At 72.7% G+C, this 19,960-nt stretch carries 18 protein-coding genes; 10 read left to right on the forward strand and 8 right to left on the reverse strand.

Annotated features, from left to right (window positions below; translation table 11 throughout):
• Positions 1-101 precede the first annotated feature (101 nt).
• Positions 102-1,073 carry an alpha/beta hydrolase gene (locus tag ACOZ38_RS15860; protein ID WP_424531448.1) on the forward strand — a complete coding sequence of 324 codons (972 nt, stop codon included), beginning with the start codon at positions 102-104 and terminating at the stop codon, positions 1,071-1,073.
• Positions 1,074-1,106: 33 nt separating this feature from the next.
• On the opposite strand, the gene ACOZ38_RS15865 is transcribed toward ACOZ38_RS15860, so the two are convergent.
• A complete protein-coding gene (locus tag ACOZ38_RS15865; protein WP_424531450.1) occupies positions 1,107-1,970 on the reverse strand; it encodes an NAD(+)/NADH kinase in 864 nt (287 codons plus the stop codon).
• 351 nt (positions 1,971-2,321) lie between these two features.
• Between ACOZ38_RS15865 and ACOZ38_RS15870 the strand changes: the two genes are divergently transcribed.
• Positions 2,322-2,654, forward strand: coding sequence for a histone-like nucleoid-structuring protein Lsr2 (locus ACOZ38_RS15870; RefSeq protein WP_405147562.1), 333 nt, complete (start codon positions 2,322-2,324; stop codon positions 2,652-2,654).
• Positions 2,655-3,675: 1,021 nt separating this feature from the next.
• Here ACOZ38_RS15870 and ACOZ38_RS15875 read toward each other — a convergent pair.
• The 3 genes from ACOZ38_RS15875 to ACOZ38_RS15885 form a co-directional block, all read right to left on the reverse strand.
• Positions 3,676-4,149: a hypothetical protein gene (locus ACOZ38_RS15875; RefSeq protein WP_424531451.1), complete on the reverse strand. Its 474-nt coding sequence runs from the start codon at positions 4,147-4,149 to the stop codon at positions 3,676-3,678.
• Positions 4,146-4,718 (reverse strand): RNA polymerase sigma factor, encoded by a 573-nt coding sequence (locus tag ACOZ38_RS15880; RefSeq protein ID WP_405147565.1) that lies wholly within the window; start codon positions 4,716-4,718, stop codon positions 4,146-4,148. The genes ACOZ38_RS15875 and ACOZ38_RS15880 overlap by 4 nt, the downstream gene beginning before the upstream one ends.
• A 91-nt stretch (positions 4,719-4,809) precedes the next feature.
• Positions 4,810-6,318: a S8/S53 family peptidase gene (locus tag ACOZ38_RS15885; RefSeq protein WP_424531453.1), complete on the reverse strand. Its 1,509-nt coding sequence runs from the start codon at positions 6,316-6,318 to the stop codon at positions 4,810-4,812.
• A gap of 120 nt (positions 6,319-6,438) precedes the next feature.
• Between ACOZ38_RS15885 and ACOZ38_RS15890 the strand changes: the two genes are divergently transcribed.
• The 7 genes from ACOZ38_RS15890 (at position 6,439) to ACOZ38_RS15920 (ending at position 15,844) form a co-directional block, all read left to right on the forward strand.
• A complete protein-coding gene (locus tag ACOZ38_RS15890; RefSeq protein WP_424531455.1) occupies positions 6,439-9,117 on the forward strand; it encodes a CHAT domain-containing protein in 2,679 nt (892 codons plus the stop codon).
• Between the two features lie 92 nt (positions 9,118-9,209).
• Positions 9,210-10,307 (forward strand): hypothetical protein, encoded by a 1,098-nt coding sequence (locus tag ACOZ38_RS15895; RefSeq protein ID WP_424531457.1) that lies wholly within the window; start codon positions 9,210-9,212, stop codon positions 10,305-10,307.
• Between the two features lie 123 nt (positions 10,308-10,430).
• Positions 10,431-10,904 carry a hypothetical protein gene (locus ACOZ38_RS15900; RefSeq protein ID WP_405147571.1) on the forward strand — a complete coding sequence of 158 codons (474 nt, stop codon included), beginning with the start codon at positions 10,431-10,433 and terminating at the stop codon, positions 10,902-10,904.
• Positions 10,901-12,076 carry a zinc-dependent alcohol dehydrogenase gene (locus tag ACOZ38_RS15905; protein ID WP_424531459.1) on the forward strand — a complete coding sequence of 392 codons (1,176 nt, stop codon included), beginning with the start codon at positions 10,901-10,903 and terminating at the stop codon, positions 12,074-12,076. The genes ACOZ38_RS15900 and ACOZ38_RS15905 overlap by 4 nt, the downstream gene beginning before the upstream one ends.
• 200 nt (positions 12,077-12,276) lie before the next feature.
• Positions 12,277-12,942, forward strand: coding sequence for a CBS domain-containing protein (locus tag ACOZ38_RS15910; RefSeq protein ID WP_424531461.1), 666 nt, complete (start codon positions 12,277-12,279; stop codon positions 12,940-12,942).
• Positions 12,943-13,071: 129 nt separating this feature from the next.
• Positions 13,072-13,968, forward strand: a complete 897-nt coding sequence (locus ACOZ38_RS15915) for a universal stress protein (RefSeq protein ID WP_424531463.1) — start codon at positions 13,072-13,074, stop codon at positions 13,966-13,968.
• Between the two features lie 175 nt (positions 13,969-14,143).
• The gene (locus ACOZ38_RS15920; RefSeq protein WP_424531465.1) at positions 14,144-15,844 is read left to right on the forward strand and encodes a GAF domain-containing protein; all 1,701 of its coding nucleotides are present in this window, start codon (positions 14,144-14,146) and stop codon (positions 15,842-15,844) included.
• A gap of 12 nt (positions 15,845-15,856) precedes the next feature.
• Here the strand turns inward: ACOZ38_RS15920 and ACOZ38_RS15925 are convergent, their stop codons facing one another.
• The 4 genes from ACOZ38_RS15925 to ACOZ38_RS15940 form a co-directional block, all read right to left on the reverse strand.
• The gene (locus ACOZ38_RS15925; RefSeq protein ID WP_405147579.1) at positions 15,857-16,498 is read right to left on the reverse strand and encodes a response regulator transcription factor; all 642 of its coding nucleotides are present in this window, start codon (positions 16,496-16,498) and stop codon (positions 15,857-15,859) included.
• Between the two features lie 165 nt (positions 16,499-16,663).
• Positions 16,664-17,086, reverse strand: a complete 423-nt coding sequence (locus ACOZ38_RS15930; RefSeq protein ID WP_424531467.1) for an Hsp20/alpha crystallin family protein — start codon at positions 17,084-17,086, stop codon at positions 16,664-16,666.
• A 122-nt stretch (positions 17,087-17,208) separates the two neighbouring features.
• On the reverse strand, positions 17,209-17,475 hold the full coding sequence (locus tag ACOZ38_RS15935; RefSeq protein WP_405147582.1) for a DUF1876 domain-containing protein: 267 nt from the start codon (positions 17,473-17,475) through the stop codon (positions 17,209-17,211).
• Positions 17,476-17,514: 39 nt separating this feature from the next.
• On the reverse strand, positions 17,515-19,137 hold the full coding sequence (locus ACOZ38_RS15940; RefSeq protein ID WP_424531470.1) for a bis-aminopropyl spermidine synthase family protein: 1,623 nt from the start codon (positions 19,135-19,137) through the stop codon (positions 17,515-17,517).
• Positions 19,138-19,269: 132 nt separating this feature from the next.
• On the opposite strand from ACOZ38_RS15940, the gene ACOZ38_RS15945 reads away from it, so the two are divergent.
• Positions 19,270-19,896: a glycoside hydrolase family 25 protein gene (locus ACOZ38_RS15945; protein ID WP_424531472.1), complete on the forward strand. Its 627-nt coding sequence runs from the start codon at positions 19,270-19,272 to the stop codon at positions 19,894-19,896.
• Positions 19,897-19,960: the final 64 nt, after the last annotated feature.

Consider the following 19,960-nt stretch of genomic DNA (forward strand, 5'->3'; position numbering starts at 1 on the left):
ATCGGCGCCATGTCGCGGTTGTGGCGCGACATGGCCCGGGGCACATGCTCGGTGTACCGCTTCGCCATGCCTGCCGTCACACGTCCCACGAGGTGAACCACATGCCGCTTCACCCCAATATCGACCCCGAGCTCGCCGAGGGGCTCAAGCACGCCTTCCTCCCGCCCGTCGACTTCGCCCGCATGTCACCGGCCGACCTGCCGGGCCTGCGCCGCCAGATGGGCGCCGCGTTCGCCACCATGCCGTCCTTCGCCGCGCCCGGGCTCTCCGTGGAGGACCGGATGGTGCCAGGACCGGACGGGGACCCGGACATCAGGGTGCGCGTCTACCGCCCCGAGGAGCGGCACGGCCCGCTGCCCTGCCTGTACTGGATGCACGGCGGGGGAATGGTCCTCGGCCTGGTGGAGATGGACGACGCGAGGATGGCGCGCTTCGTCCAGGACGTGGGCTGCGCGGTGGTGTCGGTCGAGTACCGGCTGGCCCCCGAGCATCCGCATCCGGCGCCCGTCGAGGACTGCTACGCCGGTCTGGTGTGGGCGGTCAAGAACGCCGAGGAGCTCGGCGTCGACCCCGAGCGCGTCGCCGTGGGCGGGTCGAGCGCGGGAGGCGGGCTGGCGGCGGGCACCGTTCTCATGGCCCGCGACAGGGGAGGCCCGCCGGTCGCGTTCCAGCTCCTGAGCTCTCCGATGCTCGACGACCGGGGCACCACCCCCTCCGGCCGCGAGTTCACCGAGGCGGTGGCGTGGAACCGCGACGCGAACGTGTTCGGGTGGACGGCCCTGCTGGGCGACGCGATCGGCACCGAGGGCGTGTCGCCGTACGCCGCGCCCGCGAGGGCCGCCGACCTGTCAGGGCTCCCGCCCGCCTACATCGAGGTCGGCGAGCTGGAGGTCTTCCGCGACGAGTGCGCCGACTACGCCATGCGGCTGGTCCGGGCGGGCGTGTCCACGGAGTTCCACATGTACCCGGGCGCCTTCCACGGCTTCGACGCGTTCGTCCCGGAGGCCGGGCTCAGCCGCAGGGCCGCCGCGGGCCGGGTGGCGGCCCTGCGCCGGGCGCTGGCGCGCGTGTGAGGTTTCTCACAGAGGATGGCCCGGTAGAGGGGCTCAGTCGACCTCGGCGCTGCCGCTGACCCGGAGCTTGCGCCGGGCGCGCTCGTAGAAGGTGGTGGTGCCGAGCCGCACGACGTGACCGGCCGAGCGCATCGCCGTCACCGTGATTTGGTCGCCGGGCGACAGGCGCCCGGCCACCGAGCCGTCCACCTCGACGGCCAGCCGGCCGCTGGTGGGGAGCAGCTCCAGCGTCACCTCCTCGTCGGCCGACAGGACAAGGGCCCTGTTGAACGACGAGTGCGCCGCCGCGGGGACGACCAGGAACCCCTCGACCAGCGGGGAGACCAGGGGGCCGCCCGCGGAGAAGTTGTAGGCGGTCGACCCCGTGGCGGTCGAGACGATGACGGCGTCGGCCGCGTACCGGACGAAGGGATGGCCCTCCACCGAGATCGCGACCGCGGAGAGCCGGTCGCCCGGTATGCGGGCCAGGGCGATGTCGTTGAACGCGACGACCGTCGGGCCGCCCGGCAGGGTGGCCCGCACCGCGAGGCGGGGCTCGACGGTGAACGCGTGACTGTCGATGGCCGACAGCGCAGGGGGCAGCTCTTCGACGTCGATCTCGGCGAGGAAGCCGAGCTTGCCGAGGTTCACGCCGAGGACGGGGGTGGACCGGCCGCAGACCAGCCGCATGGTGCGCAGCATCGTGCCGTCGCCGCCGAGGCTGACCAGCAGGTCGGCGCGGTCCACCAGGGTGGCCGGGTCGACCGGCACGGCGCTGCAGTCGATGCGGCCGACCTCCTCAGGCAGGCCGAGCACCGTGACGGCCCTGTCGCGCGCCCACTCGACGATCGTGTCGATCGCCTGCTTCGAATCGCGCTGGGGATGCAGCACCAGCCCGACGGTCTTGACCATGCCCATGGACGCCACTGTAGGCCTTCGTGCCCCTGCGCCTTGCCGGGCTGTAGGTGACTCATCCACTATTCGGCCGCAGCCTTCTGAGGCGAGAACGCCGTCCTGCCCCTGAATACCTGTAGTCGGCACTATGTTCGGCCCTGCGATGATGTGATGCCGGCACCAGTTTCGGGCCGGATGCGTGATCGCCGGTTCGGCGGCGGGCGGCTCCGTGCTCCGATAAACGGGAGGTTCGCCGGAATCGGCGGAGTTACGTCATGAGGCCGCCAATCCATCGCGCTGTTCTCCGCGTGGGAAGCGACGGAAACCGGGTATATTCTTGAGGTGTCAAACTATGCTCTGTGAAAGGAGTGGGAGATGGCGACACAGATCCAGACGCTTCTCATCGACGACCTGGATGGCGGCGAAGCAAAAGAGACCGTGGTCTTCGCGATTGACGGCACCAGCTACGAGATCGATCTGAACGACAAAAACGCCAGCAATCTGCGCGAGGCTCTTTCGCCTTTCGTCTCCAGCGCCCGTCGCGCCGAGGGTGCCCCCGCCAAGGGTCGCAAGCGGGGCGCCGCCCAGCGGCCCTCTCGCGACAAAAGCTCGGAGATCCGGGCTTGGGCCAAGGCGCACGGGCTGAACGTCAGCGAGCGTGGCCGGATCGCCTCGCACATCGTGGCCCAGTACGAAGCGGCACAGTGAATGATTAACCCGTCGCGCCCGGATTAGTCGCCCGACGAGCACGTGATCCTCCGCCTGGATCTCTCTAGCGGACCGTCTTTGTGGCGGCCGTGCTCGCACCGGGCCAATGGCCGCCGGAGTGACTCGGGCGGCCCGAGAGCGGTTCCTCCCGTCCGCAGGCCCACGCGCCTGGCCTGCGGGGTCTCGCCTCCCGGGCGCGACCGTGCCGTGGGCTTCATCCGGGGGAGGTAGTGCTGACTTCAGCGAATTTGTCCGGATGGGCACTATTCCTTACCGGCCCCAGTGTGTTAGCCGCGACGGCGGCCGTGCCCGTGAAGTTCCCGGGAAAACCACGGCCCGGCGCCGCGTCCCCGCCGCGCGCGCCTTTCCTCGCATAACCCCTGCGAGCCGCGGCCGATCTCCGCTTCTCAAGAGCTTCCCGTGCCCCGGGCGCCGGGTATGCCGGGAGTCGGCGCCCGCGCCAATCCGAAAAATAATGTCGCCGGTAGCCGCCACTTGACGGGCCGGCGTGCCTACGCCATTATCTCTGCCCCTCCGCTGCGAACTCGCCGAGCTCCGCCGGGTTCGGCCGCCGGCGGCTTCGGGCCGAAGGACGCTCCCCGCCCGGCGGTCTCCGCAATCTAAAGGCCGCGCGGGGCGCGGATTGTCCGGGGATTTCGCAGGGTGAGGACAATCATGGACCCCGGTGGAGCCCGCCGGCCGCGACCGGTCATTCGCCGGGGCCGTCACCTGCCCAATCCCGGCTGTTACATGCGAACACGATAAGGCAATGCCGGGGCGAGTGTTTTGCCGGTGCACTCCGATGCCGGTCCGAATCCGGTCAGCCATTTGTGACCTTGTGTGAGCGGAGTATGGCGGTATGTCGTGACTTTCTTACTCCTATAAGGGATAGGAGAAGCGTCCGCCATGGTGGCCAAGGGGCACGGCCGCCGGCGGTACCGTCACCGGGCGCGCGTCCGGCCCCGGCGGTCCGTCACCGGGCACGTCCGGCCCGGTGGCCCCTCGCCGAGGGGCCACCGGATCAGATGGTGATCCACTCCGTGACGACCACGACCGACGCCAGGCGGCAGCGAAGGCTGAAAGGCCCCGAGGGCACCCGGTCGCAGACGAACCTGCCCATGCCGTCGGCGGTCACGGTGCCGGGCCGCCGGCCGCGCACCTCGATCTCGGCCGGCTGGGCGGGGATCACCTGGCCGAGGACGCGGCCGATCGCCCCCATGACGGTCACCTCCACGTCGATGGTGACCCCGAGGGCGTGGAAGGTCACCAGCCGGGGCTCGTCGCCCCCGCCCCCGCCCCCGCGCACGGGCGCGGGCTCGGCGAGCGAGTCGAAGGCCAGCGCGGCGAGCTCGGCGTCCATCGTGCGCAGCGTGTAGGCCTCCACGGCCGTCTGGACGAGATCGGAGGGCACCGGGTCGAAGAGCGCCGCCGCGTGGCGCAGCGCCTCCTCCAGGCCCATGTCGGCCTCGTCCCCGCCGTCGTCGAAGCCGTTCATCCGGAACCTCGCTCCATCAGCGTCCTCAGCCGCCGCAGGCAGCGCTGCCGGGTCGGGCCGATGCCGCCGACCGGGATGCCCAGCGCGGCGGAGACCTCGTGGTAGTGCGGGCGCGGGGAGGCCATCAGCACGCGGAGCAGCCGCCGGCACGCCTCGCTGAGCTGCTCGAAGGACTGCCAGAGCTGCCTGACCTGATCGGCCCTGGCGTCGGCCTCCTCCGAGTGGATCAGCGCCTCCTCGGGGGTCCACTGGTCGGCGGCGCGGTCGAAGACCCCGGGATCGCCGACGGGGGAGACGCGGCGCGAGGCCTGGATGACCTTCAGGCACTCGTGCCGGGCCGTGCTCGCCAGCCATGACCCGACCTTCTCGGGCTCGCGGATGCGTTCGAGGTGCTGGGCGAGCCGGAGCCACGTCGTCTGGAACACCTCGTGGCCGTCGGCGTCCGACAGCCCGTGGGCGCGCACGACCGACCACACCAGGGGCGCGAGCCCTTCGACGAGCGCCTTCCACGCGGCGGCATCGCCGTCCGCCGCGGACAGGAAGAGGCTGCCGATCGAATCACGGTCCACGGCGACGTCCCTTGGGGCGGGGATCATCATCGTACGATGCGCACGGCCCTCGGTGGGCATGATGCGCCTCTCGGCCGGCCGGGAGGCCGGGTCAGGGCCGAGGCGGGTTGAGCGCCACCTCCCTGGGGCTCCACAGCGGCGGCCACAGGGCGGGGACCATACGGCCGCGGACCTCGGCCGTCCTCGCCGCCGAACCCGAGAGGAGCTTGACCGCGGCCTCCCGGGAGCCGAGCCCGGGGTTCTCCATCATGCAGTTCGCGATCATGGCGGCGACGGCCGGCGTGGAGAACGACGTGCCGCTCCACTCGGCCCTGCCGGTGAAGTCCTGCGTGGCGGCCTCGGCCAGGGAGGCGCTGAGCTCTCCGGTGCGCGCGGGGAACCCGCAGGTGCAGTCGTAGTCGAAGTCGTGGACGGAGGTCTGCCGCCAGCGGCAGTGGTCGTAGGTGGAGTGCTGGTACCGGTACTTCCTCGGGTGCTCAGGGGTGCCGAGGAACGCTCCGACCAGCCGTTCCCCGGGGGCGTACACCTGCACCCATTCGCCGTGGTCGGTGAAGCAGGCGCCGTACCTGCCGTCCGGGCGCAGCGCACCGACCGACAGCACCGCCTCGCGGTACTCGGGGAGCGCCGTGTAGGCGGCGGGCCAGAAGGGGTGGTCGCTCCCGTTGTTGCCGGCCGCCGCGACCAGGAGCGTCTCGGGATGGTCGGCCAGCTGGGCCATGAACCTCTCCAGCCCGAGAAGGGGCCGCCCGTCCTCGTTGGACGTGCCCGCCGACAGGCTGATGATGTCCGGCCACCTGGTCCTGCCGTCCAACTCGGTCAGGCCGGCCCACTGGGCGCCGACGGCGTCCAGCACCTCGTGGCCGAATCTCTGCTCGTCGATGGCCCCGGCGTGGATCAGCTTGCCGGAGACCCGGACGGCGGCCCTCGGCGCGATGGCCGCGATGATCCCGGCGATGAACGTGCCGTGTCCGACGTACTCCTTCACCACCGGATCGGGGTCGGCCACGGGGTCGGACGGGCGGACCCCCGCGGGCAGGCCCCCACCCTTGAGCGGCTCGCCCGGCGTCGGCACGACCTCCCGCATCCACGGGTAGAGGAGGTCGTGGTCGATCAGCAGGCCCGTGTCGATGACGACGATCGAGACGGGTGGCACCGGGTCTGAGGACGGCGGGGTGAGCCCAGGGTGCCAGTCGCGTTCGGTGAACGCGGGCTCGTCCGACGGGCAGGAGTTCACCCCTCCGGTGGTGATGGCGATGATGTGGTTGCGGCTCCCCATCCTCCGCCCGCCACTCCGCGTCTCCGCGAGCTTGATCGCGTCCAGCGCCCTGGTGACCCCTCCGTCGCGCGAGTCGGGGTCGTCCGGGTCGGTCACCCGGATCCGCAGGAGCCCGGCCCTGGCCTCCCGCTCGTGCGGCGGGGTCACCGAGAACCGCCTGCGGGCGTTGACCACCGGGACGACCTCGGGGAGCTCTCCCACCGGTACGAGGATGTGGTCGCGTTCGTAGAGGAACCTCGGGTCCTCCTCGGGGCCCGCCACCAGGGGGAGCCCCATCGCCCTGGAGATCTGGCCGAGCTGTTCCATGAACCGGTCGAGCGCCATCACGGCTCCTTTTCGCAGGGTTGTCATCCAGCCTTCGCCGCGGAGTAAGAGCCGGACGACGCCCGGCTGATACACCCGAACTTTGTGGACGCCCCGAAACCCCACGTCTAACATCGATCCGTGGGTGAGGGAAGCTCGCGGAAGCCTGGAAGGGCGGCGGATCCTCTCGACCTGCTGCCGATGGTCTTCGCGCGCCCGGCCGAGGCCCTCGCCGGGGCCCGCGACCTGCTCTCCTCCGGCCCGGCGCCGCACGACGCCTCCGTCGCCCACCAGGTCATCGGCATCTGGGAGCGCGACTTCGGCGATCTCACCCTCGCGGTCGGCCACCTGAGGCGCGCGCGCTCGCTGGCCCGCCGCAGCGGCGACGCCGACCGTGAGGCCGACGCGCTCGCCGCCCTCGGCGTCGCGGTGGTCTACACGGGCCGTACGGCCGAGGGCCTGCGCGTGCTCGACGCGGGCGTGGCGCGCGGGGACGGCCTCACGGCGGCCCGCGTGCTGTTCCGCAGGGGCCGCGTCCTGTGGATACTCGGGCGGCACCGCGAGGCGCTCGACGACCTCCGCCGGGCCGTCCCCGTGCTGCGCGACGCCGATGACACCATCTGGACCGCCCGGGCGCTCACGCTGCGCGGGCTCGTCCACCTGGCCTTCGGGTCCACCGAGCAGGCCGACAGGGACTTCGTCGCCGCCGAGCGGCTGTGGGACCGCACCCACCAGGACCACGACCGCAGCGTGGCGGTGTGGAACCGCGGCGGGGCGGCGTTCCGCTCCGGCGACCTGCCCACCGCCCTGCGCTATTTCGACGAGGCGGCCAGGCGCTTCGAGGCCCTCGGCACGCCGGCGTTCGGCCTGAACATCGACCGGTGCGACGTGCTGCTCGCCGCCGGGCTCGCCGACGAGGCGCTCCAGGAGGCCGACGGCGCGACGGCCTTGCTGGAGCGCACGCGCGGGCAGAGCACCATGAAGGCCGAGCTGCTTCTGATCGCCGCCCGGGCCGCCATGGCGGCGGGCGACCCCGACACCGCCGTCGCGCGCGCCTGGGCCGCGCTGCGGCTGTTCGCCGGCCAGCGGCGCGAGTGGGGGGAGGCCCACGCGCGCCTGGTGCTGTTCCGGTCGCGCGTCGCCACCGGCAGGATCTCCGGCCGGCTCGTACGGGACATCGCCGCCGTGGCCACCCGACTGTCCGAGCTGGGATCCCCCGACACGGTGCAGGCCTCCCTGCTCGCGGGACGGGTGGCGCTCGCGCTCGGCTGGCCGCAGGACGCCGACCGCCATCTGGCCGCCGCCGCGCTCGGCCGTCACCGGGGCCCCGCGCTCGCGCGGGCCGACGGGTGGCTGGCCGAGGCGCTGCGCGCGATGGCCGCGGGCCGGGGCAGGAGGGGCGTGCTCCACGCCTGCCGCCGGGGGCTCGACGTGCTCGACGAGCACCGGCTGGCGCTCGGCGCCTCGGAGCTGCGCGCACGCGCGACGGCGCAGGGAGCCGAGCTCGCGGCGCTCGCCCAGCGCGTGAGCCTGCGGCCGGGCAACGCCCGGGGCCTGCTGGTCTGGAGCGAGCGCTGGCGGGCCACCGCGCTGGCGGTGCCGCCGACCCGGCCGCCGGACGACCAGGAGCTGCTCCGCGAGGTGAGCGCCTTCCGCGAGATCACCAGCCGCCTTGAGTCCGCACGGTCCCAGGGCACGCCCGCCCCCGCCCTGGAGCGCGAGCAGCGGCGGCTGGAGAAGGCCATCCGCGCGCGCACACTCCGGGCGCGCAGCGAGGGCACGATCAACGGCCGCCCCTTCGACGCCGGGGCCCTCCTCGACCGCCTGGGCGACCGGCTGCTCGTCGAGATCGTGGACGTCGGCGGTGACGTCCATGTGCTGCTGTGCGGCAGGGGGAGGGTGCGCCGGTTCCAGGCCGGCCGCACCGCCGACGCCGCCATCGAGATCGACCACGTCCGCGCCGCGCTTCGCAGGCTCGCGTACGAGAGGACGGCGCGGCGGGACGGCGGGGGGCCGGCCGGCCGGCGGGCGGATGAGCGGGCTGCGGAGCGGCTCGGCCTCCTCGAGTCGGGCGCTCGCCGCCTGCAGGAGATGCTGCTCGGCCCGGCCCTCGCCCATCTCGGGAACGGCCCGGTGGTGATGGTGCCCCCGGGACGGCTGCACGGGGTGCCCTGGGCGGCGCTGCCCGCCCTGCGCGACCGGGTGCTCGGCGTCTCGCCGTCCGCGGGCGCGTGGCTGCGCGCCGATGACGTGCCGCCGCCGCTCGGCGCGGACATCGTGCTCGTGCGCGGCCCCGGCCTTGCGACCTTCGGCGCCGAGGTGCCGTCCCTGGCGAGCCGGTACGGCGAGGCCACCGTGCTGGAGGGCGGCACCGCCACCGCCCCCGCGGTCCTGAAGGCCATCGACGGCAGCCTGCTCGCGCACATCGCCGCGCACGGCACCTTCCGCGCGGACAGCCCCATGTTCTCCTCGCTCCGCATGGACGACGGCGAGCTCACCGTCCACGACGTCGAGCGGCTGCACCGGGCCCCGTACCGCATCGTCCTGCCGAGCTGCGACTCCGGGGTGATGGAGCCGGTGGGCGCCGACGAGCTGCTCGGGCTGGCGGCGGCGCTGCTGCCGCTCGGCACCGCCGGCATCGTGGCCGGCCTGGTGCCGGTCAGCGACCAGGCGGCGGTGCCGCTGATGGTCTCCCTGCACGAGGGGCTGCGCGCCGGCATGGGCATGGCCGAGGCCCTTCGCGACGCCAGGCGCGCGCTGCCGCGCGACCCGCTGCACCAGGCGACCGGCTGGTCGTTCACGGCCATCGGCGCCGCCTGAGCCGCCGAATCCCGACTTAGGTAGGGGGTGACTCATGCGCGGGTGAGGCCCTTGTCCTGAGCCTGGTGGGGACACCGGACAGGAGGCGTCCCATGACCACATACAGCGAGCGCCGCGAATACTGCTCTCTGCCCCCGCAATCCACCCCCGTTCACGCCGCCGGGCTCGCCGGCACCCGGCTCGAAGCCCTCATCCTGGGCCGGCTGAAGTGGCTGAACGGCACGGTGCTGCACTACTACTTCTTCGACCGCGAGACCGACGGATCCACCGTGACGGCCGCGGACGGCACGTCCGGCTTCGTGTCCTGGGTGGGCGGCAAGGACCAGCAGGACGTCGTCCGCGAGAGCTTCCTGGCCTGGAAGGACCTCGGCATCGGGCTGGAGTTCGCCGAGGTGGACGACCGGGCGGAGGCCGAGGTGCGCATCGGCTTCATGCGGGGCGACGGATCCTGGGCCTACCTCGGGCGCGACGCGCTGAGCATCGCCACCGACGCCCGCACGGTCAACTACGGCTGGCCGCTCACCACCCCCTACGGGCACACCACGGCGCTGCACGAGATCGGCCACGTCATCGGCATGCCGCACGAGCACCAGAGCCCGTTCGCCGGCATCGTCTGGGACGAGGAGGCGGTCTACCGGGACTTCGGCGCCCCTCCGAACGGCTGGTCGCGGGAGAAGACCTTCAACAACGTGATCCGCAAGCTGGACCAGTCGGAGGTGACCGGCTCGGTCTGGGACGCGTCGTCGATCATGGAGTACACCTTCGGGCCCGGGCTCATCCTCGAACCCGAGCAGTACCGGCACGGGGTGTTCCCGCCGGGCATGATCTCGGTGCTGGACGCGGAGTTCGCCCGCCAGTGGTACCCGCCGATGAAACCGGCGGGGCCGTCGCTGCTGTCCCCGTTCACCTCCGTCCCGCTCGGCCTGTCCTCCGGTGAGCAGGCCGACTACCTGATCGTGCCGGAGGGCACCCGGGACTACACGGTGGCGATGTTCGGCCAGAGCGACACCGTGCTCGGACTGTTCGAGGAGATCGACGGGGAGCCGCGCTACGTGGCGGCCGACGACGACTCCGGGCGGCCGCACAACTCCTCCGTCACCGCGCACCTGGTCAAGGGCCGCCGCTACGTCGCGCGCGTGCGGCTGTACTCGGCGAGGGGGTCGGGACAGACGGCGATCATGTACTGGTGAGCCGGACCGCCGGCACCGGGGTCAGGCGCGCGTCAACTCCTTCTCAAGTGCCCCCCATTGGAGGGAGGCGTGGGCGGGGATGGGTAGCCATCCCAGCAGTTGTCCATCAAGGGGGATAGGGGCATGAAACGTGCTGTTTTGGGCGCGATGATGCTCGGGGGCGCCGGCCTGGGCGTGATGCGCTGGCTCACGTCGCGCCAGACCAAGGCCAGGGCACGGCGGGAGGCGAGCCGGTGGCTGATGGTCACCATCAACCGCCGGCCCGAGGAGGTGGTGCCGGACGGGCGCCTGCCCGAACCGCTGGCGCGGCTGGGCGAGACGATCGAGGTGCAGGTCAGGGAGGCTCCCGGCGACCGCGGCACCGAGCTCGGAGCGCGGCCGGTCACGCCGGCGCCCACGGGCGTCGACGAGGTCATGGCGCGCCTCGCCGGGGAGGACCCGCGCCAGGCGGTACGGAGGGCTCTGCGGGAGTCCAAGTGCCTGATCGAGACCGGGGAGGTGCTGCGGCCCGACGAGCCGCCGACGACGCGGCCCACCCCCACTGGAAGGCTTGCGGATCTCGCCGCGCAGCGCGCGGGCGGGGAGGGACGGCTGTGAAGGCACTCACCTGGCAGGGCATCAACGATCTGTCGGTGGAGCGCGTGCCCGACCCTCGGATCCTCAACGCCCAGGACGCGATCGTCAAGGTACGGCTGACCACCACCTGCGGCTCCGACCTGCACCTTCTCGGCGGCTACATCCCGGCCATGCGCGCCGGGGACGTCATCGGCCACGAGTTCCTCGGCGAGGTCGTCGAGGTCGGCTCCGAGGTCCGCAGGCACAGGGTGGGCGACCGGGTGGTGGTGTGCTCGGTCATCGGCTGCGGGCGGTGCTGGCACTGCGAGCACGACATGTGGTCCCTGTGCGAGAACAGCAACCCCAAGCCGGGCATCACGGACATGATGTGGGGCGGGTCGACGGCCGGCATCTTCGGCTACTCCCACGCCATGGGCGGCTTCAAGGGCAGCCACGCCGAGTACGCGCGCGTCCCCTTCATCGACTACGGCGCGTTCTCCGTGCCCGACGGAGTGGACGACCTCAACGCCCTGTTCGCCTCGGACGCGGCGCCCACCGGCTGGATGGGCGCCGATCTCGGCGGGGTGCGCCCGGGTGACGTGGTCGCGGTCTGGGGGTGCGGCGGCGTGGGCCAGATGGCGGCGCGGGCGGCGATCCTCCTCGGGGCCGACCGGGTCATCGCGATCGACCGCTACCCCGAACGCCTCACGATGACCGAGCGCCACATAGGGGCCGAGACCATCGACTACACCCGCACGGACGTCATCGCCGAACTGCGTGAGCGCACCGGCGGCAGAGGTCCGGACGTCTGTATCGAGGCGGTCGGCATGGAGGCGGACAGCGCGGGCCCGCAGAAGGTCTACGACAAGGCCAGGCAGCGGCTCCGGCTCGAACAGGACCGTCCCATCGCCGTGCGGGAGGCCATCCACGCCTGCCGCACGGGTGGCTCGGTGTTCGTCCTCGGCGTCTTCGCCGGGATGGTCGACAAGTTCCCGCTCGGCGCCCTGATGAACAAGGGGCTGACGTTCCGGGGGGCGCAGCAGCACGGGCAGCACTACATCCCGAAGCTCCTGGACCTGATGTCCAAGGGCGAGCTGAGGCCGGCCCACCTCGCGACGCACACGATGACGCTCGACGACGGCCCGAGGGGATACGACATGTTCAAGACCAAGAAGGACGGGTGCGTGCGCGCGGTCTTCCGCCCGTGGGCCTAGCCCTCTCCCGCCCCGCCTCCTTCACGCCCTCGCCGCGATCACCTCGCGGCGGGGGCGTCGGCGTGCGGGCACCCGGAACAGGCGGCGACGGCCGAGTTCGGCTGAGTCCAAGGTCCCCGCCGCCCGGGACCTTCGGCGCTGACGGGGCCGAGGGGACGAGCGGGATGCTCGAACCAGGGCGGGAAGTCAGGGAGGCAGCCATGATCATGAATGTCGGGGACGTCATGGGCAGGGTGGCCATCGCGGTCGAGCTGAACACGTCGTTCGCGGACCTCGTCGAGACGATGCGCCGCTTCAAGGTCGGCGCCGTCGCGGTGATCGACCCCGACCGGCGGCCGGTGGGAGTGGTGTCCGCGCACGACCTGCTGCTCAGGGAGATCGACACGCCGCGCGGGGGAGGGGTGTTCGAGGGTCACCGGCAGCGCAGGGAGCGCGCCAAGGCCGCGGGGAGCACGGCCGCCCAGGTCATGACGACCCCCGCGATCACCGTGACCGAGCGGACGCCGGTCAGGGAGGCGGCCCGGATCATGCACGACCACCGGATCAGGCAGCTGCCCGTGATCGACGCCAACGGCAAGATCGTCGGTACCGTCCACCAGTCCGACCTGCTCAAGATCTTCGTACGCCCGCCCTCGGACGTTCGCGCCGACGTCGACGACGCCCTCTGGCGCGCCTCCGTCGACCCCGACACGCTCTCGGTCATGGTCGACCACGGCCTGGTGTCGCTGCGGGGGACGGTCGCGCGGCGCTCGCAGATCGCGCAGGCGGTCGAGGCGGTGCAGGCGATCGACGGCGTCATCGAGGTGGACGACCACATGTGCTACGAGACCGACGACCTCGCCACCGTGCCGCCCCTGTACCTCTGAGCGCCCTCTCGCCGTGCCCGCCGCACAGGACCCCCCGGACCGGTGCCTCCCGGCGTCGTGTGAAGGTGGAAGCAGGACGCGAGGCCCGTCCCGGCGGGCCGGTGTCGGGGTCGTGGGGAGGAGCGGGCGATGGCCGGACAGATCGTCGTCGGGATCGACGGTTCCCCGTCGGCGGCGGCCGCGGTGGAGTGGGCCGCCGACGACGCGATGCGCAGTGGAGCGCGGCTGAGGATCGTGCACGTCTGGGAGCCGTGGTCGTACGACTTCCCGTTCAAGGCGGCGCCCCGCTCGCAGAGCTCGCTTCCCGCCTACTGGACGGGCGCGCTGCGGTCGGCCGTCGAGTGGGTGCACGACCACACGCCGGGCGTCGAGGTGAGCTCCGCGCTGGTCACCGGGGCGGTGTCCGAGAGGCTCACCACGGAGTCGGAGTACGCCGACGAGCTGATCCTCGGCAGCAAGGGGCTCGGCGGCCTCACGGGCCTGGTGCTCGGATCGGTCGGCAGGTCGGTCGCCGGGCACGCGGAGGGCCCGGTGGTGGTGGTGCGCCGCTCCGCCCCCACCCGGAACGGCGAGATCGTCGTCGGCTTCGACGGGTCGGAGGCGTCCCAGGCCGCCATGGAGTACGCCCTGCGGCAGGCCAGGCTGCGGGGAGCGCGGGTGCAGGTCCTGTACGCCTGGTCGGCGCCGCCGTTCGCGCCGGACGCGACCGCCTACGCGGGCGGGGTGCGTACGGCGGTGGAGGAGGAGTCGCGTGAGGTCCGGCGCCGCCTGGACCCCTGGCAGGAGCGCTATCCCGACGTGCGGATGGTCGGCTCGGCCGTCCGGGGGCACGCGGTTCCCGCGCTGTCGGACGCCTCGCGGGAGGCCGACCTGGTCGTGGTCGGCTCCGGGGCGCGCGGCGCGTTCGGCCGCGGCTTCACGGGCTCGGTGGCCCACGGCGTCCTGCACCACGCGCGCTGCCCGGTCGCGATCGTACGGCCGCGCCGCCCGCACCCCGGGCCCCCGGCCGCCGCCACTCCGCGCTGAGTCCTGACGCCGCCCCGCGCCGAGCCCCACGGCCGGCGGCCGGCGGGCGCGCAAGGGCATCGGCGGGTGCTGGGGTGGCAGGGCGCTGGTCAAGTGGTGCCCGATCTTTGCGTAAATGTCCTGACCTGGCCGTTCGTACGGATTCGGGTGGGGCGCCGTGTGGGAGACTTCCTGTATGGCGGACGTCCAACCGCGCTCGCTGATGCCGCACATGCGGCTCGACGAGCTGCTGTCGGAACTGCAGGTCAGGCTGGAAACCGTGCTGGCGACACGCGACCGGGTCCACGCCCTGCTCGACGCGGTCGTCTCTGTGGGCAGCGACCTCGACCTGGAGACGGTCCTGCGCCGCATCGTGGAGACCGCCACCACGCTCGTGGACGCCACCTACGGCGCCGTCGGACTGATCGGCGAGGGCAACACCCTGGTGCAGTTCGTCCCCGTCGGGCTGTCCGAGGAGGAGATCGCCCGCATCGAGCACTGGCCCCACGGGCTCGGGCTCCTCGGCCTGCTGATCAAGGAACCGCGCCCGCTGCGGCTGCACCACATCGCCGAGCATCCCGAGTCGTACGGCTTCCCGCCCGGCCATCCGCCGATGGGCGCGTTCCTCGGCGTGCCGATCCGGGTGCGCGAGGAGGTCTTCGGCAACCTCTACCTCACCGAGAAGCGCGGCGGCGGCGACTTCGAGGAGGAGGACGAGGCCATCGTCATCGCCCTGGCCACGGCGGCCGGCGTCGCCATCGAGAACGCCAGGATGTACGAGGAGACCCGGCGGCGCGAGGCATGGCTCCAGGCGTCCTCCGAGGTGACCACCAGCCTGCTGTCCGGCGCCGACTCCCACGAGGTGCTGACGCTGATGGCCAGGCGGGCGCGCGAGATGTCCGGCGCCGACGTCGCGGTCGTGCTCCTTCCCTCGGCGGGAGGCGAGAAGCTCCGCGTGATGATCGCCGACGGGGTGGCCGCCGACGAGGTCACGGCGGTGGAGGTCGTGGTCGGCGACTCGCTGTCCGGACGGGCGTTCACCCTCGGCGAGCCCGTCGTGGTCACCGACCTCGCCGAGACGGAGATCCCCGCGGTGATCTCCGACGAGCTGGAGGTCGGGCCCGCCGTGGCGGTGCCACTCGGAGCGGCCGGGGCCGTGCGCGGGGTGCTGTCACTGGGCAAGCGCTCGGGCCGCATCCCGTTCAGCCAGTCCCACGTGCGCATGCTGCACTCCTTCGCCGGGCAGGCGTCCATCGCCCTGGAGCTGGCCGAGGCGCGCGAGGACGCCGAGCGGCTCGGCCTCCTGGAGGACCGCGACCGCATCGCCAAGGACCTGCACGACGTGGTCATCCAGCGGCTCTTCGCGGTCGCCATGACGCTGATGGGCGCGGTACGCCTGGTCGACAAGCCCGAGGCGTCCTCCCGGCTCAAGCACGCCGTCGACGAGCTGGACGGCACGATCAGGCAGATCCGTTCGACGATCTTCGCCCTCCAGACCCCTCCCGACGCGGCGGCGCCCAGCCTCCGCGGGCAGATCGTCGAGATGGTCGAGGGCGCGCGAGGGCACCTCGGCTTCATGCCGGGCCTGCGCATGGAGGGGCCCGTCGACAACCAGGTGCCGCCCGAGCTCGCCGAGCAGCTGCTGGCCGTCCTGCGCGAGACCTTGTCCAACGTCGTGCGGCACGCCCGCGCCTCCAAGGCCGACGTCGGCGTGGAGGCCGCCGGCGGCTGGCTCACGCTCCTGGTCGAGGACGACGGCGTCGGGCCCGCTCCCGGCGGGCGCCGCAGCGGCCTGCGCAACCTCGCCGACCGCGCGGCGCAGTTCGGCGGCACCTTCGCGGTGGAGCGCGCCGAGGAGGGCGGCACCCGCGCCGTCTGGCGCGTCCCGCTCGGCTAGAGGCCATGCCCTTCAGTCCCGCCGCCCGGCCTTGAGCTGCGCGGCGAGCGCCGCCGCCTGCGTGCGGCGCTGCATGTCCAGCTTGGCGAGAAGGTTCGACACGTAGTTCTTGACCGTCTTCTCGGCGAGGAACAGGCGCTCGCCGATCTGCCGGTTGGTCATGCCCTCGCCGATCAGCTCAAGGATGTGCCGCTCCTGGCTCGTGAGCGCGGCCAGCGGGTCGTGCCTGCTCGCCTGGTCGCGCAGGCGCCGCAGCATCGACGCGGTGGTCTTGGGGTCGAGCAGCGACTCGCCCCCCGCCACAGTGCGCACGGCCCCGACCAGGTCGGACCCGTGGATCTGCTTGAGCACATAGCCCGCGGCCCCCGCCATGACCGCCTCGAACAGGGCGTCGTCGTCGGCGAACGAGGTCAGCATGAGGCACGACAGCCCCGGCGTCCTCGAACGGACCTCGCGGCAGACCTCCACGCCGTTCCCGTCGGGCAGCCGCACGTCCAGCACGGCGACGTCGGGCCGGAGGGCGGGGATGCGGGCCACGGCCTGCTGGGCCGTGCCCGCCTCGCCGACGATCTCTATGTCGTCCTCGGACGACAGGAGCGCGGCCACGCCCCGCCGCACCACCTCGTGGTCGTCGAGGAGGAAGACGCGAATCATAGTCGGACGCTAACCGCCCGCCGGTCCGGCCGGAAGGGACCAAGGTCCCTTCCACCACGTGTCGTCACCCGCGGCCTACCCCACCCGGGGCGCGACCCGGCCCGCGCCCGCCGCACCGCCTCGTCCGGGCCCGCTTCCCGGGCGAGCCCGGTCCGGTGGCCGGCCCTAGCGCTGCTTCTCGATCGGCACGCGCTGGGTCTCCTGCTTCTCCTCCGCGAGCGGGATGTCCACTTCGAGGATCCCGTCGTGGTAGACGGCCTTGACGTCCTTCTCCTGGGCGTTCGGCGGCAGCGGGATCGAGCGGCTGAACTCGCCGTACCTGAACTCGGTGCGGTGCGGCTCCGACCGCTCTTCCTTGCGCTCGCCGTGGATGGTCAGCATTCCGTTGGAGACGATGACCTCCACGTCGTTCTCCGGGTCGATGCCGGGTACCTCGGCGCGGACCACGTAGTGGCCATCCTTGACGGTGTCCTCGAAACGGACCATCTGGGTCCCGCTGTACGGGCGGGCACCGGTGAAGGGCGCCTCCAGCCAGTCCAGCAGATCGGGTACGAGGCCCCTCGACTCCCGGCGGGTTGGCATGGCCATGTCGACCTCCCTGGCTCGTCTGGTGCTTCACCTCCATCTGATGCCTGGGCGGGTCCCCGGGTGCAGGGGTCGTAGGTCCCGAAAGCCGGGGACATTCGCCCTCGCGGCCCGCGCCGGAGGCGTCAGCCGCGCCGCGCGTGCCCGGAGAGCTGGGCGACGTCCTCGGCGGCGTCCCCGGTCAGCTTGTCGGCCAGGTCGGCGAGCGCGCGCCCGGCCGCCAGCTCGTCCCCGATCTCGGGTACGGGCCGGTCGGCGGGGTTGCGGCGGGCGTACCCGACGCTCTCGTGCCTTCTGCCACCTCGGGTGAGCAGGACGGCCCTGGCGATCGTGCGATCGTCGTTGTCGTCCTCGGTGATGTAGACCTCCACGGTCCACTGCTTGGCCTGCATGACGGCACCTCCTGCCGGTCTTCCTCCCTCAACCATCTCTCACCCGGCCGGGGGCCCGGCTCCCGGCCCGGTGGCGGCGGCCAGGCGCAGCGAGGCGGCCACCGCCTCGGGCAGGCCGCGCAGGCGGTGCCAGGGAAGCTCGATCAGCGTGACGTCGTCGGCCCAGGGGGCCGCCTCGGAGACAACCGCGCGCGCCTGCTTCTTGGTGAGATGCCCGTGCGCCCTGATCAGGCCCTCCCGCCAGGTGTTGGCGAGCTTGCCGTGGGCGTTGTCCAGGATGCCCCGCAGCAGGCGGCCGGTCTCGCCGGACGGAGGCGGCACCCGTACGGCGTCGACCACCGTGCCGGCGGCGGTGATCTCGTACAGCGGGGCGAGCGGTGCGGACAGCTCCGCGAGGCCGGTCAGGGGCTCGGCGAGATGGGCCCGCACATGGCGGGCCCGGGTCGCGAGCAGCAGGCGGGGGAGCGCCGCCTCAAGGCCGGCCGGCACGGCGATCGCCACCCGCGAGGGGGAGGCGGCGTACGGCTTGGCCAGCCACGTGGACAGCCTCGCCCTCGGCACCCGGGGGGACGCCTCCTTCGGCCAGTCACCCACCAGGACCTCCGGCGCGAAGGCCGGTCCGGCGTCAGGGCCGGAAGCGGGCTCAGGGCCCGGCCCGGGCGGCGGGCCCGCCGATCGCGACTCGACCGACTGCGGCCCCTGGGTGTAGATCGCGGTGCCGAAACGCTCGACCCTGGCGGCGACGGCCGGGCGGGTCTTGGTGGTGGGGCGCAGGACATAGAGGTCGGCGGCCGAGCCGATGGCCTCCGCGCCGGAGTAGCGGTTGAAATCGGGGTACATCGCCTCCAGGGCGAGGTTGAGATCGTGCAGCGAGCCCTGCACCTTCAGCGCCAGCATGGGGGTGCGCTCGCTCGCCCCGTACGCCAGCAGGACGCGGCCGCGCTCAGGGTCGCGCAGCCCCTCCACGGCCCTGGCCACGAACAGCCCGACCCCCTCGGGGGTGTAGGGCGGGTCGGTGATCGCGAGGTCGGCCTGGTCGCGGGCCGACGGGGGCAGGCCGAGGCGCAGGTCGGCCCAGCGGGTGCGCACGTCGAGGCCGAGGCTCTCGGCCTGCTCGCCGATGTAGGCCAGGATGCGCTCGTCCAGGTCGACCACGGTGACCTGCACGCCAGGGTGGATCATCGCGACCGCCAGCGAGGTCAGGTCGTGGTCGCCGACGCAGAGCAGCCGCGAGCCGGGCAGCCAGAACCTGGCGCCCAGCAGCAGAGCCCTGCGCACGACCGTCTCGGGCGTCGCCGCCACGTGGTCGAGCGCCTGCCGCCCCCGCGGGCCGCCCGCGATCAGCTTCTCCATGCGCTCGACCACGCCGGCATGGCGGGGGAGCAGGTGGGCCACGGGATCGGCCGGGAGGTCGGGGCCCTCGCCGAGCAGCTCGCGGTAGGCGCGCGCCCGCTCGGCCGTGAGCCGGAACCGCTCCCCTGACCGCTGCGCGCCCGCCTCGCGCAGGAGCGCCTCGATGCCGCGCCGGGAGGTCGCCGTGCGCCTGACCAGGTCCGCGAGGGTCCACCAGCCGCCATCGCACAGCAGCGCGAGCGCCGCGCGGAACCTCCCGGCGTCCACCCCGGCCTCGTCCAGCAGCCTGTTCAGTCCCTCGGGTTCCATGCCGCAACCCTAGTGAAGGCGCGCGGGTCCTCATCCGTACGGCCGGGGCGCCACCTGGCCGGGCCGGGCGTGTCCGGACGGCCGCGCGGGCGGCGGGCTGACTAAAATCCCCCGGGGCGAGTCACGGGGAGTGTGCGAACCGTCATGCTGTACGGCATAGATGTGTCCAACTGGCAGGGCGCCGTCGACTGGTCGGAGTACGCCGGCGACGGCGTCGACTTCGGCTTCGCGAAGGCGAGCGAGGGAACGGCGTTCACCGACAAGTGGTTCACGCGCAACTGGACGGGGATGCGGGAGAACTGGCTGGTCTGCGGGGCCTACCACTTCGGGCACCCGAAGGGCGACCCCGACGACCAGGTGCGCCACTTCCTCAACGTGGTCGACGATGCGGGCGGCCTGCGGCGCGGCGACCTGATCGCGCTCGATCTGGAGCACTCCGGCCACCTGCCGCCCCAGGAGGTCGCCGCGTTCGCCCGGCGCTGGTGCCACGTGATGACCCGGCTCACCGGCGTCAGGCCGCTGATCTACACCTTCCTGTCGTTCGCCAGGAAGGGCTACTGTCAGGGACTGGACGACTACCCACTGTGGATCGCCGCCCCGAGCCATCCGAAGGGGCACCCCGTGGTGCCGCCCCCCTGGGACAGGTGGACCATCCACCAGTACGCCCACGGCCCGATCGACAGGAACGTCTTCCGGGGCACCCGCGCCCAGCTCACCGCGCTCGGCTTCCAGCCCCACCAGCGCGAGAGCAAGGCGTAGGCGACGGCGATAAACGGGGGCGGTTCCCGGTAGCATCGGGCACGATAAAAGCGAAACCACGTCC

Origin of the sequence: Sphaerisporangium viridialbum (genome assembly GCF_049674955.1) — a bacterium.
GTDB classification, from domain to species: Bacteria; Actinomycetota; Actinomycetes; order Streptosporangiales; family Streptosporangiaceae; genus Sphaerisporangium; species Sphaerisporangium viridialbum.

Bases quoted from the DNA above. Each gene is read 5' to 3' on its own strand.
- ACOZ38_RS15870 (WP_405147562.1), top strand. From the start codon at position 2,322: ATGGCGACACAGATCCAGACGCTTCTCATCGACGACCTGGATGGCGGC.
- ACOZ38_RS15885 (WP_424531453.1), bottom strand. From the start codon at position 6,318: ATGGCGCTCGACCGGTTCATGGAACAGCTCGGCCAGATCTCCAGGGCG.
- ACOZ38_RS15860 (WP_424531448.1), top strand. From the start codon at position 102: ATGCCGCTTCACCCCAATATCGACCCCGAGCTCGCCGAGGGGCTCAAG.
- ACOZ38_RS15940 (WP_424531470.1), bottom strand. From the start codon at position 19,137: ATGGAACCCGAGGGACTGAACAGGCTGCTGGACGAGGCCGGGGTGGAC.
- ACOZ38_RS15910 (WP_424531461.1), top strand. From the start codon at position 12,277: ATGATCATGAATGTCGGGGACGTCATGGGCAGGGTGGCCATCGCGGTC.
- ACOZ38_RS15920 (WP_424531465.1), top strand. From the start codon at position 14,144: ATGGCGGACGTCCAACCGCGCTCGCTGATGCCGCACATGCGGCTCGAC.
- ACOZ38_RS15930 (WP_424531467.1), bottom strand. From the start codon at position 17,086: ATGGCCATGCCAACCCGCCGGGAGTCGAGGGGCCTCGTACCCGATCTG.
- ACOZ38_RS15935 (WP_405147582.1), bottom strand. From the start codon at position 17,475: ATGCAGGCCAAGCAGTGGACCGTGGAGGTCTACATCACCGAGGACGAC.
- ACOZ38_RS15895 (WP_424531457.1), top strand. From the start codon at position 9,210: ATGACCACATACAGCGAGCGCCGCGAATACTGCTCTCTGCCCCCGCAA.
- ACOZ38_RS15900 (WP_405147571.1), top strand. From the start codon at position 10,431: ATGAAACGTGCTGTTTTGGGCGCGATGATGCTCGGGGGCGCCGGCCTG.
- ACOZ38_RS15915 (WP_424531463.1), top strand. From the start codon at position 13,072: ATGGCCGGACAGATCGTCGTCGGGATCGACGGTTCCCCGTCGGCGGCG.
- ACOZ38_RS15875 (WP_424531451.1), bottom strand. From the start codon at position 4,149: ATGAACGGCTTCGACGACGGCGGGGACGAGGCCGACATGGGCCTGGAG.
- ACOZ38_RS15865 (WP_424531450.1), bottom strand. From the start codon at position 1,970: ATGGGCATGGTCAAGACCGTCGGGCTGGTGCTGCATCCCCAGCGCGAT.
- ACOZ38_RS15925 (WP_405147579.1), bottom strand. From the start codon at position 16,498: ATGATTCGCGTCTTCCTCCTCGACGACCACGAGGTGGTGCGGCGGGGC.